The organism is Mesorhizobium sp. INR15 (genome assembly GCF_015500075.1).
In the GTDB taxonomy this organism is placed as follows: Bacteria; Pseudomonadota; Alphaproteobacteria; order Rhizobiales; family Rhizobiaceae; genus Mesorhizobium.
This window is the reverse complement of record NZ_CP045496.1, coordinates 2,909,444-2,927,173: the sequence shown is the minus strand read 5'-3', so window position 1 is coordinate 2,927,173 and position 17,730 is coordinate 2,909,444. Positions and strand designations below refer to the sequence as shown.

Annotated in this window: 11 protein-coding genes and 1 riboswitch; of the genes, 8 read left to right on the top strand and 3 right to left on the bottom strand. The window is 62.6% G+C overall.

The features are described from left to right. The first annotated feature begins 18 nt into the window (after nt 1-18). Nucleotides 19-135, top strand: a riboswitch (TPP riboswitch). 103 nt (nt 136-238) lie between these two features. The 7 genes from thiC (at nt 239) to GA829_RS36475 (ending at nt 5,840) form a co-directional block, all read left to right on the top strand. Then, on the top strand, nt 239-2,062 hold the full coding sequence (thiC, locus tag GA829_RS14285) for a phosphomethylpyrimidine synthase ThiC (protein ID WP_195179106.1): 1,824 nt from the start codon (nt 239-241) through the stop codon (nt 2,060-2,062). Beyond that, nucleotides 2,059-3,060: a glycine oxidase ThiO gene (gene thiO / locus GA829_RS14280; RefSeq protein WP_195179105.1), complete on the top strand. Its 1,002-nt coding sequence runs from the start codon at nt 2,059-2,061 to the stop codon at nt 3,058-3,060. Before thiC ends, thiO begins: the two co-directional genes overlap by 4 nt. After that, nucleotides 3,029-3,226: a sulfur carrier protein ThiS gene (thiS, locus tag GA829_RS14275; RefSeq protein WP_195179104.1), complete on the top strand. Its 198-nt coding sequence runs from the start codon at nt 3,029-3,031 to the stop codon at nt 3,224-3,226. The genes thiO and thiS overlap by 32 nt, the downstream gene beginning before the upstream one ends. A 4-nt stretch (nt 3,227-3,230) precedes the next feature. Continuing rightward, entirely contained in the window at nt 3,231-4,004 is a 774-nt protein-coding gene (locus GA829_RS14270) for a thiazole synthase (RefSeq protein ID WP_195179103.1), read from the top strand. Then, nucleotides 4,001-4,606 carry a thiamine phosphate synthase gene (locus tag GA829_RS14265; protein WP_195179102.1) on the top strand — a complete coding sequence of 202 codons (606 nt, stop codon included), beginning with the start codon at nt 4,001-4,003 and terminating at the stop codon, nt 4,604-4,606. Before GA829_RS14270 ends, GA829_RS14265 begins: the two co-directional genes overlap by 4 nt. Beyond that, on the top strand, nt 4,597-5,358 hold the full coding sequence (locus GA829_RS14260) for a hydroxymethylpyrimidine/phosphomethylpyrimidine kinase (protein WP_195179101.1): 762 nt from the start codon (nt 4,597-4,599) through the stop codon (nt 5,356-5,358). Before GA829_RS14265 ends, GA829_RS14260 begins: the two co-directional genes overlap by 10 nt. A 266-nt stretch (nt 5,359-5,624) precedes the next feature. Beyond that, a complete protein-coding gene (locus GA829_RS36475) occupies nt 5,625-5,840 on the top strand; it encodes a VOC family protein (RefSeq protein ID WP_210337761.1) in 216 nt (71 codons plus the stop codon). A gap of 20 nt (nt 5,841-5,860) precedes the next feature. Here the strand turns inward: GA829_RS36475 and GA829_RS14250 are convergent, their stop codons facing one another. Genes GA829_RS14250 through GA829_RS14240 form a run of 3 tightly spaced genes read right to left on the bottom strand, consistent with a single transcriptional unit; the run spans nt 5,861 to nt 16,548 of the window. Then, nucleotides 5,861-7,285 (bottom strand): HlyD family type I secretion periplasmic adaptor subunit, encoded by a 1,425-nt coding sequence (locus GA829_RS14250; protein WP_195179099.1) that lies wholly within the window; start codon nt 7,283-7,285, stop codon nt 5,861-5,863. After that, nucleotides 7,260-9,419: a type I secretion system permease/ATPase gene (locus GA829_RS14245; RefSeq protein ID WP_195179098.1), complete on the bottom strand. Its 2,160-nt coding sequence runs from the start codon at nt 9,417-9,419 to the stop codon at nt 7,260-7,262. The genes GA829_RS14250 and GA829_RS14245 overlap by 26 nt, the downstream gene beginning before the upstream one ends. Nucleotides 9,420-9,432: 13 nt before the next feature. Continuing rightward, nucleotides 9,433-16,548, bottom strand: coding sequence for a beta strand repeat-containing protein (locus tag GA829_RS14240; RefSeq protein ID WP_195179097.1), 7,116 nt, complete (start codon nt 16,546-16,548; stop codon nt 9,433-9,435). A 259-nt stretch (nt 16,549-16,807) separates the two neighbouring features. On the opposite strand from GA829_RS14240, the gene GA829_RS36665 reads away from it, so the two are divergent. Beyond that, complete coding sequence (locus tag GA829_RS36665; RefSeq protein WP_258052290.1) at nt 16,808-16,933, top strand: hypothetical protein; 126 nt, start codon at nt 16,808-16,810, stop codon at nt 16,931-16,933. Nucleotides 16,934-17,730: the final 797 nt, after the last annotated feature.

The window sequence follows — 17,730 nt, the reverse complement described above, 5'->3', positions numbered from 1 at the left end:
CCGGACCGTTCAACTCCAGACATTCACCAGGGGGGTCCCGACAAGGGGCTGAGATACTGCTGGCTTTCGCAGCGCAGTGACCCGTTGAACCTGATCCAGTTCATACTGGCGTAGGGACGGTGCAAGCGCTTTGCGGGAATCCATGCCCGAAGACCTGTCTCGGCAGGTCAGCCAAAGCGTCTTTTCATCCTTCCGGCACAGAACTGGGTCTCCAATGCAATGAGCAAAGGAGCCTCATATGAATGCCTTGACCCCTGCGGTTTCCACGGGACCGCTGCCTGCCTCACGAAAAATCCACAAACCCGGCGTGCTTCATCCGCGGATCAGGGTGCCGATGCGCGAAATCTCTGTCCATCCGACAGCGGGCGAACCGCCCGTGACGGTCTACGATCCATCCGGCCCATATACCGATGAGACGGTCGAAACCAGCATCGACAAAGGCCTGGCGCGGCTTCGGCACGAATGGATCGCCGCGCGGGGTGACGTAGAAGCCTATGACGGCCGCCATGTCAGGCCGGAAGACAACGGCTTCGCCGTGGGCGAGCGTCTGACGCCGGAATTCCCCCTTCGCAACCGCCCGTTCAAGGGCAAGGCCGGCAAGGCGGTGACCCAGCTTGCCTATGCCCGCGCCGGCATCATCACACCTGAGATGGAGTTCGTCGCCATCCGCGAGAACCTCGGCCGCGAGATCCTGCATGGCAAGCTGCAACGCGACGGCGAAGCCTTCGGCGCGGAGCTTCCTGATTTCGTCACGCCCGAATTCGTGCGCGACGAGGTGGCGCGCGGCCGCGCGATCATCCCCGCCAACATCAACCATCCCGAGAGCGAGCCGATGATCATCGGCCGCAATTTCCTGGTGAAGATCAACGCCAATATCGGCAACTCCGCCGTCACCTCCTCGATGACCGAGGAAGTCGAGAAGATGGTGTGGGCGATCCGTTGGGGCGCCGACACGGTGATGGATCTGTCGACCGGCCGCAACATCCACAACATCCGCGAATGGATCGTGCGCAATTCGCCGGTGCCGATCGGCACCGTGCCGCTCTATCAGGCGCTCGAAAAGGTCGGCGGCGTCGCCGAGGACCTGACCTGGGAAGTCTATCGCGACACGCTGATCGAGCAGGCCGAGCAAGGCGTCGACTATTTCACCATCCATGCCGGCGTCAGGCTGCATTACATCCCGCTCACGGTCGAGCGGGTCACCGGCATCGTCAGCCGAGGCGGCTCGATCATGGCGAAGTGGTGCCTGCATCATCACAAGGAGAGTTTCCTCTATGAGCATTTCGAGGAAATCTGCGACATCTGCCGCGCCTATGACGTCTCGTTCTCGCTCGGCGACGGACTTCGTCCGGGCTCGATCGCCGACGCCAACGACGCCGCGCAATTCGCCGAACTGGAAACGCTTGGCGAACTGACGAAGATCGCCTGGGCCAAGGACTGCCAGGTGATGATCGAGGGGCCTGGCCATGTCCCCATGCACAAGATCAAGCAGAACATGGACAAGCAGCTCGCCATCTGCGGCGAAGCACCCTTCTATACGCTCGGGCCGCTGACGACCGATATAGCGCCAGGCTATGACCACATCACATCGGGCATCGGCGCCGCCATGATCGGCTGGTTCGGCACCGCCATGCTCTGCTACGTGACGCCCAAGGAGCATCTCGGGCTGCCGGACCGCAACGACGTCAAGATCGGCGTGATCACCTACAAGATAGCAGCGCACGCCGCCGACCTCGCCAAGGGCCATCCGGCGGCGAAAGTCAGGGATGATGCCCTTTCCCGCGCGCGCTTCGAGTTCCGCTGGGAAGACCAGTTCAACCTCTCGCTCGACCCGGAAACAGCCCGGTCCTTTCACGATCAGACCTTGCCGAAGGAGGCGCACAAACTGGCGCATTTCTGCTCCATGTGCGGGCCGAAATTCTGCTCCATGCGCATCTCCCATGACATCCGTGCCGAAGCGCAGAAGGAAGGGATGGCGGCGATGGCGGAAAAATACCGCGATGGCGGCAATCTCTACATGCCGGTGAGCGACACCGCGCTCAAAGGGCCAGAGCCGTCATGAGGGTACTGGTCAAAGGGGCCGGCGTCGCCGGCCTCACGGCGGCCTTCGAACTGGCCAGACGCGGCGCGGCGGTCACCGTCGCCGAAATCGGCTCTGGCCTTGGCGGCAACGCATCATGGTTTGCCGGCGGCATGCTGGCGCCATGGTGCGAGCGCGAAAGCGCCGAGCAGCCGGTGCTCGACCTCGGACGCGGCGCCGCCGACTGGTGGGAGACGGCCCTGCCCGGTCAGGTGACACAGGCCGGAACGCTGGTTGTGGCGGCACCGCGTGACGCCGGCGAACTGGACCGCTTCGCCGGCCGCACCTCGGGCCATCGCTGGGTCGATGAGGCGGAAATCGCGCGGCTCGAACCAGACCTCGCCGGGCGTTTCCGGCGCGGGCTGTTCTTCCCCGGCGAGGCGCATCTCGACCCGCGCCGGGCGATGGCGGCGCTTCACGGAAAGCTAGTCGCAATGGGTGTCGACATCAGCTTCGCCACGGACGCGCGGCAACTGTCCGGATTCGAGCACGAGATCGACTGCAGGGGAATGGCGGCGAGCGATGAAAGGCTGCGCGGCGTACGCGGCGAGATGATGATCCTGCACACGCCTGATATCGTGCTGTCGCGCCCGGTGCGGCTGCTTCATCCACGCTTTCCGCTCTACGCGGTTCCGCGCGCCAACCATCGTTTCATGATCGGCGCGACCATGATTGAGAGCGACAGTGCTGGACCAGTCACGGTCCGCTCAATGATGGAGCTTCTAAGTGCGGCCTGCACGCTCCATCCGGCCTTCGGCGAGGCCGGCATCGCCGAGACCGGCGTCGGTGTCCGCCCGGCTTTCTCCGACAATCTCCCGCGTGCCCAAGCGCGTGGAAACACCGTCGCGATCAACGGGCTTTATCGCCATGGCTTTCTTCTCGCGCCCGCCATGGCCCGCCTGGCGGCCGAGCTGGTCTTCAATCACGCCCAACCAACGGAGCTTGGTCATGAAACTGACCGTCAACGGCGAAGCGCTTGAGATTGCCGCCACCACGCTGGCGGCGCTGCTCGCCGCGCTCGACTATGAGGGCGACTGGCTCGCAACCGCGGTCAACAGCGACCTCGTGCATGCGGTCGACAGGACAGAATTCCAGTTGAACGACGGCGACCGGATCGAAATCCTCTCGCCCATGCAAGGGGGCTAGCGCCATGTTCGATCTTCTTGGAACGGCGCTCTCCTCGCGCCTGCTTCTCGGCACCGCCCAATATCCTTCGCCGGCCATCCTCGCCGACGCGGTCAAGGCGTCAGGCACGTCGGTGGTCACCGTCTCATTACGCCGCGAAATGGCAGGCGGCAGGTCCGGCGACAAATTCTGGTCGTTGATCCGCTCGCTCGGTGTCAATGTCCTGCCCAACACTGCCGGCTGCCACTCCGTCAAGGAGGCCGTCACGACCGCCAGGATGGCGCGCGAGGTCTTCGGCACCGCCTGGATCAAGCTCGAAGTCATCGGCAATCACGACACGCTGCAGCCGGACGTGTTCGGCCTGGTCGAAGCCGCCCGCATCCTGTGCGAGGACGGCTTTGCTGTCTTTCCCTATACGACCGACGATCTCGTCGTTGCCGAGCGGCTGCTGGAAGCGGGCTGCAAGGTCTTGATGCCCTGGTGCGCGCCGATCGGTTCGGCGCTCGGGCCGGTCAACATCATGGCCTTGCGCTCGATGCGCGGACATTTCCCTGATGTTCCGTTGATTGTGGACGCGGGACTCGGGCGGCCTTCGCACGCGGCAACCGTCATGGAACTCGGCTTCGATGCCGTGCTTCTAAATACGGCGGTTGCCAAGGCAGCCGATCCGGTCGGCATGGCGCGTGCGTTCGGCAAGGCCGTCGATGCCGGACGGGAGGCTTTCATCTCGGGAATGCTCGAGCCGCGCGATCTCGCAGTGCCGTCGACCCCAACCTTCGGCAAGGCGCATTTTTCATGAAACTCGATCCCTTCTACCTGATCGTCGACAGCGCCGCCTGGATCGAGCGGCTGGTGCCGCTTGGCGTCAAGCTGGTGCAGCTGCGCATCAAGGACATGGACGAGACCGCGTTGCGCGCGGAGTTCGGCAAGGCGAAGGCCTTGTGCGCCCAAAACCGCTGCCAGCTCATCATCAATGACCACTGGCGGCTGGCCATCGAAGAAGGCTGCGACTTCGTGCATCTCGGCCAGGAGGACCTGCAAGCAGCAGACCTGTCGCAAATACGCGCAGCCGGCGTGAAGCTGGGGCTCAGCACGCATGACCATGCCGAACTGGAAACGGCCATGGCCGCGCGGCCTGACTACATCGCACTCGGCCCCATCTACCCCACCATCCTGAAGAAGATGAAATGGGCGCCGCAAGGGCTTGAACGGATCGCCGAGTGGAAGCGCCTCGTTGGACCGATCCCGCTGGTCGCCATCGGCGGCCTCAACCCGGACCGGATCGGCGGTGTTTTCGAGGCCGGTGCGGACAGCGCCGCTGTGGTCACAGACATCACATTGAACGCCGATCCCGAGGCACGCACGCGAGAATGGATCGAAAAGACCGGCCGATGGCGCTAAGGCGAGAACCACATGTGCTTGTCGTCGGCGGCTCGGACTCAAGCGGCGGTGCGGGAATTGCTCGGGATATCGAGACGATAGCTTCGATGGGCCTGCGCACCTGCCTTGCTGTCACCGCGATAACGGTGCAGACGCACGACGCCGTCAGCGACATCCAGCATCTGCGCCCGGCACTGGTGCGCGATCAGATGCGGGCGGCACTTCAGGCCAACGAAGTGATGGCCATCAAGATCGGCATGCTGGCAACGGCTGGAGTCATCGCAGCGGTTGCCGCTGTGCTTTCCGAGAACCCGCGCATCCCAGCTGTGCTCGATCCGGTGCTGGCGTCTTCGTCAGGCAGGCTACTCCTGCAGACGCGCGCGATCGGCGCACTCAGGCGCGAACTTATGCCGCTTTGCCGTCTCGTCACGCCAAATCTCGTCGAGCTGGCCGTCCTGACCAGCTCCGAAATGGCAGGGGGTGACGATGATGTGCTGCTGCAGGGAGAGCGATTGCTGGCTGCGGGCCCGTCAGCGCTGTTGCTCAAGGGTGGCCATGCGACGGGCCCCTTGGCAACGGACATTCTGCTTCGCTCCGATCACCAACCTGTCCGCTTCGACACGCCTCGTCTTGCCGGGTCTATGCGCGGGACAGGCTGCATGCTGGCCAGCTCGATTTCAGCGCATCTGGCCAAAGCAACGCCGCTTGAAGACAGCGTGCGCGAAGCCAAGCGGTTTGTTTTTGAGACATTCCAAAGGGATGCCGCCAACTGACCATTCCGAAGCGGATCAAGTCCCGGAAGATCGGGCCCAATCGCGCGTATGTGCGATGATCTGAGTTAAACACTCTGCGATTATTCTGAGTCAGACATCAGGAGGATGCAACGTCGAAGAGCTTCCAGCCGGACGGTTGGCCCACAGTGACGCCAAGGATAATTACACAAGATGTGGAAGGTGTGGTGGCGTTCCTGAGAATGGTCTTCCACGCGTCCTGCGACATCAATCCGGGAAGGCCCGCCGAAGTGAGGATCGGTGACTCGATGGTTATGGTCAGTGACGGCGGAGGTATTCGCGACGCTGGCACCGCGTTCCTCTACGTCTATGTCGAGGACGCGGACCGCGCCTACCGCGACGCGATTGGAGCTGGCGCTGTCTCGGTCGAAGCCCCCACGACCATGCCGTATGGCGATCGGAGGGCGACGGTAGAAGACACATGGGGCAACATTTGGCAGATCGCGACCCGCCGTCGCGATTAGCAGGCCGGTCGGGCAAACCATCATCTCTCGCGCAGGGCCTCCTGCTTGTAGCGCATGAGAGGCGAAAGCAGGTAGCTGATGATTCGGCGAGAGCCGGTCTTGATCTCGACCGTAACCGACATCCCAGGCGAGAGGTCGGCGGACCTGCCCTCAATCTGCATCTGCGCGCTGTCGAGCGAAATGCGCGCTACATAGGTGAGCCCTTTTGTCTCGCTCGTTGAATTTTCCGCCGCGGATGGCGGTTCGCGGGAGGCATCGTCGCGCTGACCATTGATTACGGCATCGCGCGAGACACCGAGCACCCGCCCGTGCAGCAGCCCGTAGCGCGTGAAATTGAAGGTATCGACCTTGATCTCGGCCTTCTGCCCCGGAAAGACGAAGCCGATATCGTTGTTCGACACCATGGCCTCGATCTCGAGAGCGGCGTCGACCGGCACGATCACCGCGAGCGGCTGCGCCGGAGTGACCACGCCTCCGATCGTATGCACCGAGAGCTGCTGCACGACGCCGTCGACCGGGGCGGTCAGGGTTTGCATTTTGCCCTTGTGCTCTGCCTTGACCATGTCCTGGGCGAGACCAGCTTCCTTTTGCTCGGCCTTCGCCAGATCGTCGAAAAGCGAACGGCGATATTCGGCCTGGGCCCGCGCGCTGGTCTCCCTCAGTACCGCGACAGCCGCCTCGGCTTCGCGGCCACGGCTCTCCAGGACCGGGAGATCGTGCTGCTGGCCGATCAGGTCCTGCAAGTCGGTGAGATAGGTAATCTTGGAGGCAAGGCCCTTGTCGTAGAGGCTCTTGTCCATGCTCACACGCTCCTGGAGCGGCGGGAGGACTGCCTGCAGCTTGTCGATGGTGGCCGTGATTGTTTCGCCCTCCGCTTGCTTCTCGGCAAGCTGGCGCGTGATCTCGGCGAGTTTGGCGTCCTGCTCGGCTGTCTGCATCACGAGGAAGCGGCGCTGTGTCTCGATCAAGGCCTGGCTCGCGTCGGCGGGGGCGACGAAATCATCGAGGGGATTGGCATCCCCCGCGAGCGCCGCCCGCAGCCGCGCCACCTCGAGCTGCGCGGCGACGAGATCACTCTTGATGTGGTCGGTCTCCGCCGCGCTGACCGTCGGATCGAGCTCGATCAACACGTCTCCCGCCTTCACCGAAGCGCCGTCGCGCACATGTATGGCATGCACGATGCCGGTCTCGAATGGCTGGATGACCTTGACGCGGTCATCGGGCACGATCCTGCCGGGCGCGGTCGCGACGATATCGACCTTGCCGACCGTCGCCCAGGCGAGGGCCAGGCAGAAAAAGGCGATGATGGTCGCGCCGATGGCACGACCGATGGGTGAAGGCGGCGTCTCCATGACCTCGAGCGCCGCCGGCAGGAACGCGGTCTCGTGATCGCGGCGGCGAACCTGCCGCGTGGGAAATTCAACGATGTTTCCGGCGGCTGCCATTGGTATTCCCCGCTTGCAGCTGATGCAGGTTGGCGTAACGGCCGTTCGACCGTATCAAGTCGTCATGCGTGCCGTCCTCGACGATTCGGCCGCGGTCGATGGTGATGATGCGGTCGGCATGGCGTACCATCGACAGGCGATGGGCGATGATGATGACAGTGCGCCGTTCCGACATGCTGCGCATATTGTCCTGGATGATGCGTTCACTCTCATAATCGAGAGCGCTGGTCGCCTCGTCGAAGATCAGGATGCGCGGATCGCCAAGGAGCGCGCGAGCAATGGCAATGCGCTGGCGCTGGCCACCGGAGAGCGAGCAACCACGCTCGCCAATGACCGTGTCGTAGCCTTCCGGAAGCTCGAGGATGAATTGGTTGGCTCCGGCGAGTTCGGCCGCGGCGATGACATCCTTCATCGGTGTCGCGGGGTCGGCGAGCGCGATATTGTCGCGTACCGAGCGGTTGAAGAGCACGTCCTCCTGCAGCACGACGCCAACCTGCCGACGCAGCCAGGCCGTATCGACCATGGCGAGATCGACACCGTCGGCGAGGACGCGCCCGTTCTCGGGCACGTAGAGGCGCTGGACGAGCTTGGCGATCGTGCTCTTGCCTGAACCCGATGCGCCAACAAGACCCACGATCTGGCCTGGCGGAAATTGAAAGCTCACATCGTGCAGCACCTCCGGCCCGTCGATGCGGTAGCGGAAGTCGACATGCTCGAAAGTAATCTCGCCGCGGATCGGCGGCAGCGAGGCGCGGCCCGCGCCGAGCGTCGGCTCAGGTTGCGTATTGAGAATATCACCGAGCCGTTCGATCGAGAGGCGCGCTTGATGGAAATCCTGCCATATCTGCGCCAGTCGCAGCACCGGTGCGCTCACGCGGCTCGCCAGCATATTGAAGGCCACCAGTTCGCCTACAGTCAGCTTGCCATCGATGACGAGCTTGGCGCCGAAGAACAGGATGGCGGCGGTGACTATCTTGCTTGCGAGCTGGATAGCCTGACTTGCCATGTTGCCAAGGCTCATCACGCTGAAGCTTGCGGAAACATAGGCGGCAAGCTGTTCCTCCCAGCGGCGCTGCATCTGCGGTTCAACCGCGAGCGCCTTCAATGTCTCGACCCCGGTGATGCTCTCCACGAGCAGAGCCTGATTTTCGGCGCCGCACCTGAACTTCTCGTCGAGTCGCTTGCGGAAAAGGGGCGTCGCGCCCGCCGAAACGCCGATGTAGACGGGAAAGGCGCTCAGCACGACCAAGGTCAAGAGCGGCGAATAGATGAACATCACGCCGAGGAAGACCACGGTGAAGGCAAGGTCGACGACCAGGGTCAGGGCCGAGCTCGTGAGGAAATTGCGGATATTCTCGAGCTCGCGTACGCGGGCGATCGAGTCACCCGCGCGTCGCGCCTGGAAATAGGCGAGCGGCAGCGCCATCAGATGGCGATACAGGCGCGCGCCGAGCTCGACATCGATGCGGTTGGTCGTATGGGCAAAAAGGTAGGTGCGCAGCCCGCCGAGGACTGCCTCGAAGACCGCGATCGCAACGAGCCCTACGGTGAGGATTTCCAGCGTGCTTATGCCCCGGTGCACCAGCACCTTGTCGATCACGACCTGGAACAAGAGCGGGCTGATCAGCGCGAAGAGCTGAAGGAACAGGGACGCGACGAGGACTTCGCCCAAGAGATGGCGATATTTCCGGATCGCGCCAAGAAACCAGGTTATGTCGAAGCGCCGAGACAGGTCCGATAGCGAGGCCCGGCGCGTCATGAGGATCAGCCGCCCGTCCCAGATTTCCTCGAACTCGGCGCGCGACAATGCCTCCGGGCGCGGCGCATGGGGACGCTGGACGAGGACTTGCTCCTCCCCAGCCTTGCCGAGCAGCAGGAAGCCGCCATCCTTGAGCGCCGCAATGGCCGGCAAGGGCGTGCGGGCTAGGCGGGGCCAAGCGGTTTTGATGCTGCGCGCCTTGAGCCCGACGTCCTTGGCGCAGCGCAGCATCTCCGTTGTGCCGATGCGCGCCTGGCCGAGCCTGTGGCGTATCTGCGGCCCCTCGGCAGCAACGCCGTGGAGTTGCAGGAGCATGACGAGGACGCCGAGCCCCTGGTCGTCTTCCTGGCCAATCCCAGGGCCTCCGAAGGACATCTGCGGGTTCCTCTCAGCGCTCGAAATGGCCTGGCGTCGCCAGGAACGCCAGGGCATCGTGGCCACTCTGCAGATGCGATGTCTGCACGATCTCTCCGGCGCCTGATCGGTTGTCGTGAAAGCCCGATGCAACATACTGGTTGAACAAGGCAATGAGGTTCGATGTCGGCCCGGTCATGATCGCGGGGGGATCCGTAACCGTCATGGTCCGCGATGTCGAACTCGCTGTTTCGCCAAGGGTCGTATTGCTCGCAACGATCGTCAGCGTGGCGACGGGATGGCCCGTGCCGCCATAGGAGGATGCCAGTACGAGTCCTGAGATCGGCTTGCCGATCGTGGAGGAGGTCTCGCTGATCGTCCACGTATAGGTGCCGTTCAACTGCAACGCCCGGCTGACGCTGTAGCCGCTTGGGGCGGTGATCGTCTCATAGCTCGGCAGGCCCGCGATCTTCAACGTGACGCTATCGTCCGAATCGATGGGAGTTGCAGTTATTCCAAGTGCGATCGAGCCATGTGCCTGGACCGTCAGCGCGGTGTTTGCGATGACCAGGATCGGCGCTTCGGGCAGTTTGTCTTCGTCGACGATCAGGGCCCTGGTAGCGAGCGGTGCGAGATTGCCTGCCTTGTCCGCCACGTCGGCCGTCACGGTGTAGGCGCCGTCGGCGAGCGCCTGCGCCTGCGCACTCGTCACATTCACGGACCAGGCATTGTTCTGGTCGGTGGCCGTGTAGCTGTCGACGACAATGTTCTGGCTGTTGCGGATATTGACCGTCACGACCTGGCCGTTCTCGACATTGGTCGAGGTGCCGCTGATGGCGAATCCTGTCAACGCTTCCAAGCCACTGACGTTGCCGTTGCCGGCGATCGTGTTGATGGCGACCGTTGGTACCGTCGTGTCGATCTGCAGTGTGCCGGCCGGATTGTAGTTGTTGGCACCCGAGAGATTGGCATTGTTGGTTGCTAGATCAGTGACGGTCGAGCCGTTGAGGTTGAACGAGGAGACCGTCAGGTCGGAAGTGTTCTGGCCGACGGCAACGGTATAGGTGAAGGTCAATGCCGTCGTGCCAGATCCGCCGTTGTAGGTTGCTATTCCACCGTCGTTAAGAAGAAGCCTTGGCAAACCTCCCGCGGTGTTGACCGCTACCGCCTGGCTGAAATTCACCGCCAGCGTGACGGTCTTGCCGGCGTTCAGGTCGCCAATACCATTGGCTATTCCCGCGCCGGAGGTAGAAATCGATGCGATCGTCGGCACCGCCGTGTCGATCTGCAGCGTCCCGGCCGGATTGTAGTTGTTGGCGCCCGAAAGATTGGCGTTGTTGCCCGCGGGGTCAGCGATGGTCGACCCATTCAGGCTGAGCGAGGATACGGTCAGGTCGGGCGTATTCTGCCCGGAGGCCACGGTATAGCTGAAGGTCAATGCTGTCGTGCCCGAACCGCCGCTATAGGTCGCGATGCCGCCGTCATTGAGAAGAAGCCTTGGCGAACCTCCGGCGGAGTTGACCGTCACGGCCTCGCTGAAGGTGACAGTCAGCGCGACGGTCTTGCCGGCGTTCAGGTCGCCATTGCCGTTGGTTATCCCGGCGCCGGACGTCGCGATGCCGGCGATCGTCGGTATCGTCGTGTCGATCTGCAATGTGCCGGCCGGATTGTAGTTGGTGGCGCCGGAGATGATGGCGCTGTTGGCTACGCCATCGGCGATGGCCGATCCGTTTAGATCGAACGAGGATATGGTCAGGTCGGACGTGTTCTGCCCGGCGGCCACTGTGTATTTGAAGGTCAATGCCGCCGTACCCGAGCCGCCGCTATAGGCAGCGATGCCGCCATCGCCGAGGAGGAGTCTTGGCGAGCCTCCCGCGGAGTTGACCGTCACCGCTTTGCTGAAGGTCACGGTCAGCGTAACAGTCTTGCCCGCGTTCAGGTCGCCATTGCCGCTGGTTATCCCGGTGCCGGACGTGGCGATGCTGGCGATCGTCGGTATCGTCGCGTCGATCTGCAATGTGCCGGCCGGGTTGTAGTTGGTGGCGCCCGAGGGATCAGCGCTGTTGCCCGCGCCATCTGTGATGATCGACCCGTTCAGGCTGAGCGAGGAGACGGTCAGGTCGGGCGTATTCTGCCCGGAGGCTACGGTGTAACTGAAGGTCAATGCCGTCGTGCCGGAGCCGCCGCTGTAGGCAGCGACGCCGCCGTCGTTGAGAAGAAGACTTGGCGAGCCTCCGGCGGCGTTGACCGTCACCGCCTCGCTGAAGTTCACCGTCAGCGTGACGGTCTTGCCGGCGTTCAGGTCGCCATTGCCGCTGGTTATCCCGGTGCCGGACGTGGCGATGCTGGCGATCGTCGGTATCGTCGCGTCGATCTGCAATGTGCCGGCCGGGTTGTAGTTGGTGGCGCCCGAGGGGTCAGCGCTGTTGCCCGCGCCATCTGTGATGATCGACCCGTTCAGGCTGAGCGAAGAGACGGTCAGGTCGGGCGTGTTCTGCCCGGCGGCCACGATGTAACTGAAGGTCAATGCTGTCGTGCCGGAGCCGCCGCTGTAGGCAGCGATGCCGCCGTCGTTGAGAAGAAGACTTGGCGAGCCTCCGGCGGCGTTGACCGTCACCGCCCCGCTGAAATTCACCGTCAGCGTAACGGTGCTGCCGGCGTTCAGGTCGCCATTGCCGCTGGCTATCCCCGTCCCGGATGCTGAGATCAATGTCACCGTTGTCGTGCTCACCGGAGCGAAGGTCATGATCGGCGCCGTGGCACTCGAGCCCAGCGTCGGAAGGCCATACGTGTTTTCGATCGTATGCAGCAGCGAGTAGTGGTCGAAGAGCTGGCTGTTCTGTCCCACCCCGACACCTGCGCCCAAGACGATCGTTGCGACCTGATTGTTGCCAGAGCCGTCGTTTTCGTCGGAGGTAAGGACCAGAATGCTGTTATGGGTTTTAGCCCAATTCACGTAGGCGCTGAGATTGGTGCTGAGCCATTGGTCGCCCTGGGCGACCGTGCCGTCATGCATGTCGTTGTTGACGTTGGGGATGACGAAGGAGACGGTCGGAAGCTTGCTGAAATCGGTCGGGAAGTTGCTGAAATCCTGACCTGTGTTCTGCGAGTCGCCAAAGCTTGCCCAGGGCATGTGATCTTGTTCCGGAGGGGATTCCGCATAGCCGACAAAGCTGTCGCCAGCTTGCAACAGCTCGCCCGCTAGCGTTGGCGCCGTTGGAAAGAAGAAGGTGCCGTCCGTGGTGATTCCCTGCGTCGAGCCTGAGAATATCGCAAAATAATTTGGCTCGCTCGGGTGAGCGACCGCATGGTAATTGGTGAAGAGCGTGCCCTGACTGACGAGCGAATTGATGTATGGCGCGGCCGGATTTCCGATTAGATCTGAGTAACCGTGATTTTCTTCCACCACGATTACGATATGGTCTGGGGCCACTGCCTGGTAGGTGTAGGTGACCGGCATGCTGCTGCCGACGTTGCCAGCGGAATCCGTATCACGCGCCGTCAGGGTGTTCGTGCCGTTGGTCAAGGTGATATTGGTGCTCCAACTTCCGTTCGCCTGGACGGGCGCCGTTCCGACCTGGGTCGTACCGTCGAATATCGCGACCGTCGCGCCTGGACCGGAAACATCGGGGTCGCTGACCGTTCCTGTCACTGTCAACGCCGCCTGACTGGCCGTGCCGCCGGCATTGGTCATCGTCACCGCCGGAGGCGTGGTGTCGAGTGAGAAGGTCAAGGAGGCCGATCGGAGATTGCCGAGCGCGTCCGTCTCGCTTGCGACGATTGTATGCTGCCCGTCAGCAAGCCCCACCGGAGTGAATTGCCAGGCTCCCGTGCTGTCGGCCGTCGCCGTGCTGGAGATGGCGGTCCCGTCCACAACAAAGTGCACCACCGCATTCGCGGTGCCGGTGCCGGCCAGCGTGGCATTGCTCGTGATTTTGTCGCTCGAGGATGCGCCGGTGTCGTTGAGCAAACGCTCGGTCGGCGATCCTTGAACGGCGACTTGGGCGACGGCGGTCTGCCACCAATTGTTTGCGATATATTCGCTCGATATCCAGAAGGCGTTTGGATTGTTGGGATCGACGACCGCGGAAGAATTACTCCCCCACCGATTGGTATCCAGCGCAAACGGCTGGGAACTGGCTTGGTAGAGAACCGGGGTGGTGAACCCGAAGGACAGATTGTCCGTCTTGCCCAGCACATAGTAGTCCGACGGAAGCATGTTCGGACCACTGGCGTTGAAGTTGATTATCACATCTCCGGCCGCATCGACCGCGATCGACCCGTTGAAGGTCGCCACGTTCGCGCCGATGGTGTCGCCGGATATCGTGCCCTGTGCCGCCATCACGGGGCTGGCCGGATTGCTGACGTCGATCTTGAACCAGTGGACACTCGGAACGCTCGATCCCGGAGATTGGATCTCGTTCGTGCCGTAGAGGAAGCCGTTGGCGTAGACGAGATTGCCGATCCGGCCGTCGTTGACGTCCAAAAGCACGTTCGAACCTTGTTGCTGGGCGTAGTAGGTCGTGCCGCCGGTGCCCTGATCTATATTACCGAACGAGATGCTGGTGACCGATCCGAATGTGTTCGTGGCAACGTCGTAGACTTGCAGTGCCATGAAGCTTTGGCCGCCGTTGTCATAGGCGCTGGCGAAATAGGTCTTGCCGTTGTTTCCCGCCGCATCGCGGAAGATGCCTTGGCTGGGGTCGGTCAGTTGGGTCGCGATGATGGTCGGCGTGCCGCCGTTGTAGATGCCTCCGCCCGCCCCGGCCGTGTCGCTGATGACCCACAGTTCCGATCCCAAGTAACCAGGGCCGGAGGCGTTGTACTGCGGAGACGCTATGTAGATATTGGTTCCGTCGACCGCCAGCGTCGGCTCGTCGGATTCAGTCGCCACGCCGTTGATGGTCGTCGAGGTACTGATCGAACCGAAATACCAGCCATCATTCGGATTCGAACCCTTGGAAACCGCAAACACTTCGTTGGTGCTGCCAGGGCTGGAGTGAGGATTGAGGTTCTCGCTGCTGTAGACGAAGCGGTTGTTGACCGCATCGTATGCGCTGAACGTGTCCTTCAGGGAGCCAACCCATGAGTTTGCGCCGGCAGGTGGGGGGAAGAAACTGTAGGCCGACATGTTCGTGGCGGCGGCGCCGGCAAGATTTGTCCATTCGACCCGCTGCCCTTCGGCCATCACAATGCCGCCCGGCCCCACCGCTAGGCCGTTGTCCGGCGGATCGTCGGACAGATCGGAGAGGCCTGTGAACGTCGTCTGGATCGACGATGACGGCGTCGTGATCGTGTAGGTGACCGGAGCGCTAGTCCCCATATTGCCCGCCAGATCCGTGTTCCTGGCGGTCAAGCTGTTCGTACCGTTGCTCAAGGTGATGCCGGTGCTCCAGGTCCCGTCAGCCTGGACGGTCGCCGTACCGACCTGGGTCGTGCCGTCGAATATCTGGACTGTCGAGCCAGGCCCTGAGACATCGGGGTCGCCGACAGTTCCTGTCACCGTCAGCGCCGCCTGGCCGGTTGCGCCGCCCACGTTGCCGATCGCCACCGTTGGGGTCGTGGTATCGAGGGTGAACGTCAGCGACGCCGGTGAGGGATTCCCCGGCGCACCGGTCTCGCTGGCCACGATCGTATGCGGTCCGTCCGCGAGCCCACTGGGCGTGAACGTCCACGCGCCGCCCGCGTTGGCTGTCACCGTGGTCGCGATAGCGTTGCCGTCGACGGTGAAGGACACGACTGCGTTCGCCACGCCGGTGCCGCCGATTTTGGCATTGCTGGTGATCGTGTCGCTGGACGAGGCGCCAGTGTCCTTGCTCAGCCGATCAGTCACGTTCGCTGTCGGCGTCTGGATCACAACCTGCGCCACCGATGTCTGCCACCAGCCACTAGCGACGTATTCGCCCGACAACCAGAAGGAATTCGGATCGGAAGGATCGGCGGTCGCCGACGAATTGTTCCCCCATCGCTGGACATTTCCGCCATCGCCATTGGCCAGGTAGCTCGAGCTTGCCTGGTAGAGGACAGGGGCGCTGAATGTACCCGATGGGTCGGCCGCCGCCATGAAGCTGTAGTAGTCGGCGGGATATATGCCCGGGCCGCTCGCGGTGTAGTTGATGATGACGTCGCCCGCCTGGTCGACGGCGATCGAGCCGTCGAAGGTGGCGACGCCGCTGCCGATCGCAGCACCTGGAATATCGCCCTGCGCCACCAGGGTCGGGCTGCCCGGGTTGCTCACGTCGATCTTGAACCAGTGGACCTGGGGCGTGCTGGAACCGGCCGACATCACCTCGGAGACGCCGTAGAGGAAGCCATTGGAATAGGCGAGGTTCTGGATGTTCGCGTCGCCGGCATTAAGCAGGACGCTCGTTCCTTGTTGCTGAGCAGTGTAGTCCGATCCTCCGCCACCTTGATCGATGTTGCCGAGCGACACCGTGGTTGTCGGGCCGAAACTGTTGGTCGCAGGGTTGTAGGTCTGCAGGGTGATGAGGGTTTGGCTGCCGGTGTTCTCCGCCGAGGCATAATAGGTCTGGCCATTGTTGCCGGCGACGAGTCTGGCGATGCCTTGGTTGGGTGATGCGACCTGATTGGCCACGACTGTCATCGTGCCGCCATTGTAGATGCCGCCTCCGGCGCCCGTCGTGTCGCCGATGACCCATTGTTCCGTCCCAGCAAAGCCGGAGACATTGACGCCATATTGGGGGGTGGTGATGTAAATGTTGGTGCCGTCGAGCGACAGGGCCGGCTGATCCGCGGCCGTCAGTTGACCGTTGATCATGATCGATGTGTTCAACGAATAGAAATACCAGCCGTCATTCGGGTTCGAGTCCCGCGACACGGCGATGTCGACGTTGCTGATGGCGCCGCCCGAGCCGATATTGTCGATGGTTACGACATATCTCTGATTGACGCTGTCATATGCCGCGCGCGGATCGAACAGGGCATTCGTCGCGGTCGCCCCGAGCGAACCAAAGAACTGATAGACGGACTGCGAATTCATCGCGCCGCCGGACAGATCCGTCCACTCGACCTTCGATCCTTCCGCCATGACGGCATTGTTCGGTCCGACGGCGAGCGCATTGTGCGGCGGATCGCTCGATATATCCGAAATGCCGGAGAACAAAGTGTTGATCTGAGACGAGCTGGCCATTCGAAACCCCCGATCCATCAGAGTGGAGGATCTTCGTCTAGTGATGATCTAGACATCAATCCGACCCTCGCGAGATCGGACACCGCTCTCCGTCTCGCGCAAATTCCTCGATGCGTTCCGATCTTGGCGCGGCCGACGCGGTAGACGCCGGGTACTCCTCGCGTAACGCATCCTGAAGCAGTGTTCCGGAATAGGCCGGCGCAGCGCCGTACGCACCCTCCATTTGAATGATACTGCTGGCCGATCCCACAAGGAGGGCATGATCCGCGCTATTTTTGGCGCCGCGGATCATTTTCGCATTTCAATCGATGCCAATATTCTGCGCTGTGCAGTGCTGAAAGCCATGCCTGAACGCCGTTCGAATGATGCAATTCCGCGGGTGTAGGCGCATGTCTTTTATCAGCCGGCGTCCCTACCCCTACCTCAGCCGGTCAGGCCCGGCGGTGTGCCGATCGCCCCCGATTGCAACCGTCGGGCCGCCCCGCTCGTCGCGTGTGGCCGGGCTGTCCGCTCTTGATGGTAGCCACGCCACCTCTCAGCTACGGCCACTGCGGTCAAGCCCATTCAGTGCATCGACGACAGGCGTCGCAGCCTGCGAGTGGCCGACGATCCCAACCATACGGCACATGGCATTGCATTTGCCCCAACCCCTGGAGCTATTTTGTACTGGCTGGAATCAGGGCCTCTGGGGCGCACTCCCTGGGTCCCTCAGTGCGGCGACAAGCAAAGAGCAGTCGAGCTCCTCGGTGAACGAAATCTGTAAATCCGCCTCCGCCAGCAAAAACAGGGTACGAAGCGATTTCAATCTGGCCGTTTTGGCAGCGCGGCCGAAAGGCCTTGCCGGAACCCATTGCGCGCCGCTCCTGTCCCTACCGAGTCTCATGGGCTCTCGCATTTGTCGCCCTTCATTGTGATGAAGACAGGTCAGGCATGGCGGCTTATTGGCTGAAGCGCCGTCATCGGCCCTAAGGGGATCGGATGCGCGACGAACCGCGACGAACAATGTGTTCGTTCGAATGATGCCTTTCCGCCACCTCGCGCGCATATCTGCACCAGCCGGCGACCAGCATCCCAAAAGCCCGCCGGTTAGGCCCGGCAGCTGGAGCACATCCCCAACAAGGTGCCGGGCCGCTCCGTGACCAATGTGACGCGTTCGAAGCGCGGGCTTGCGATTGCGCGCCA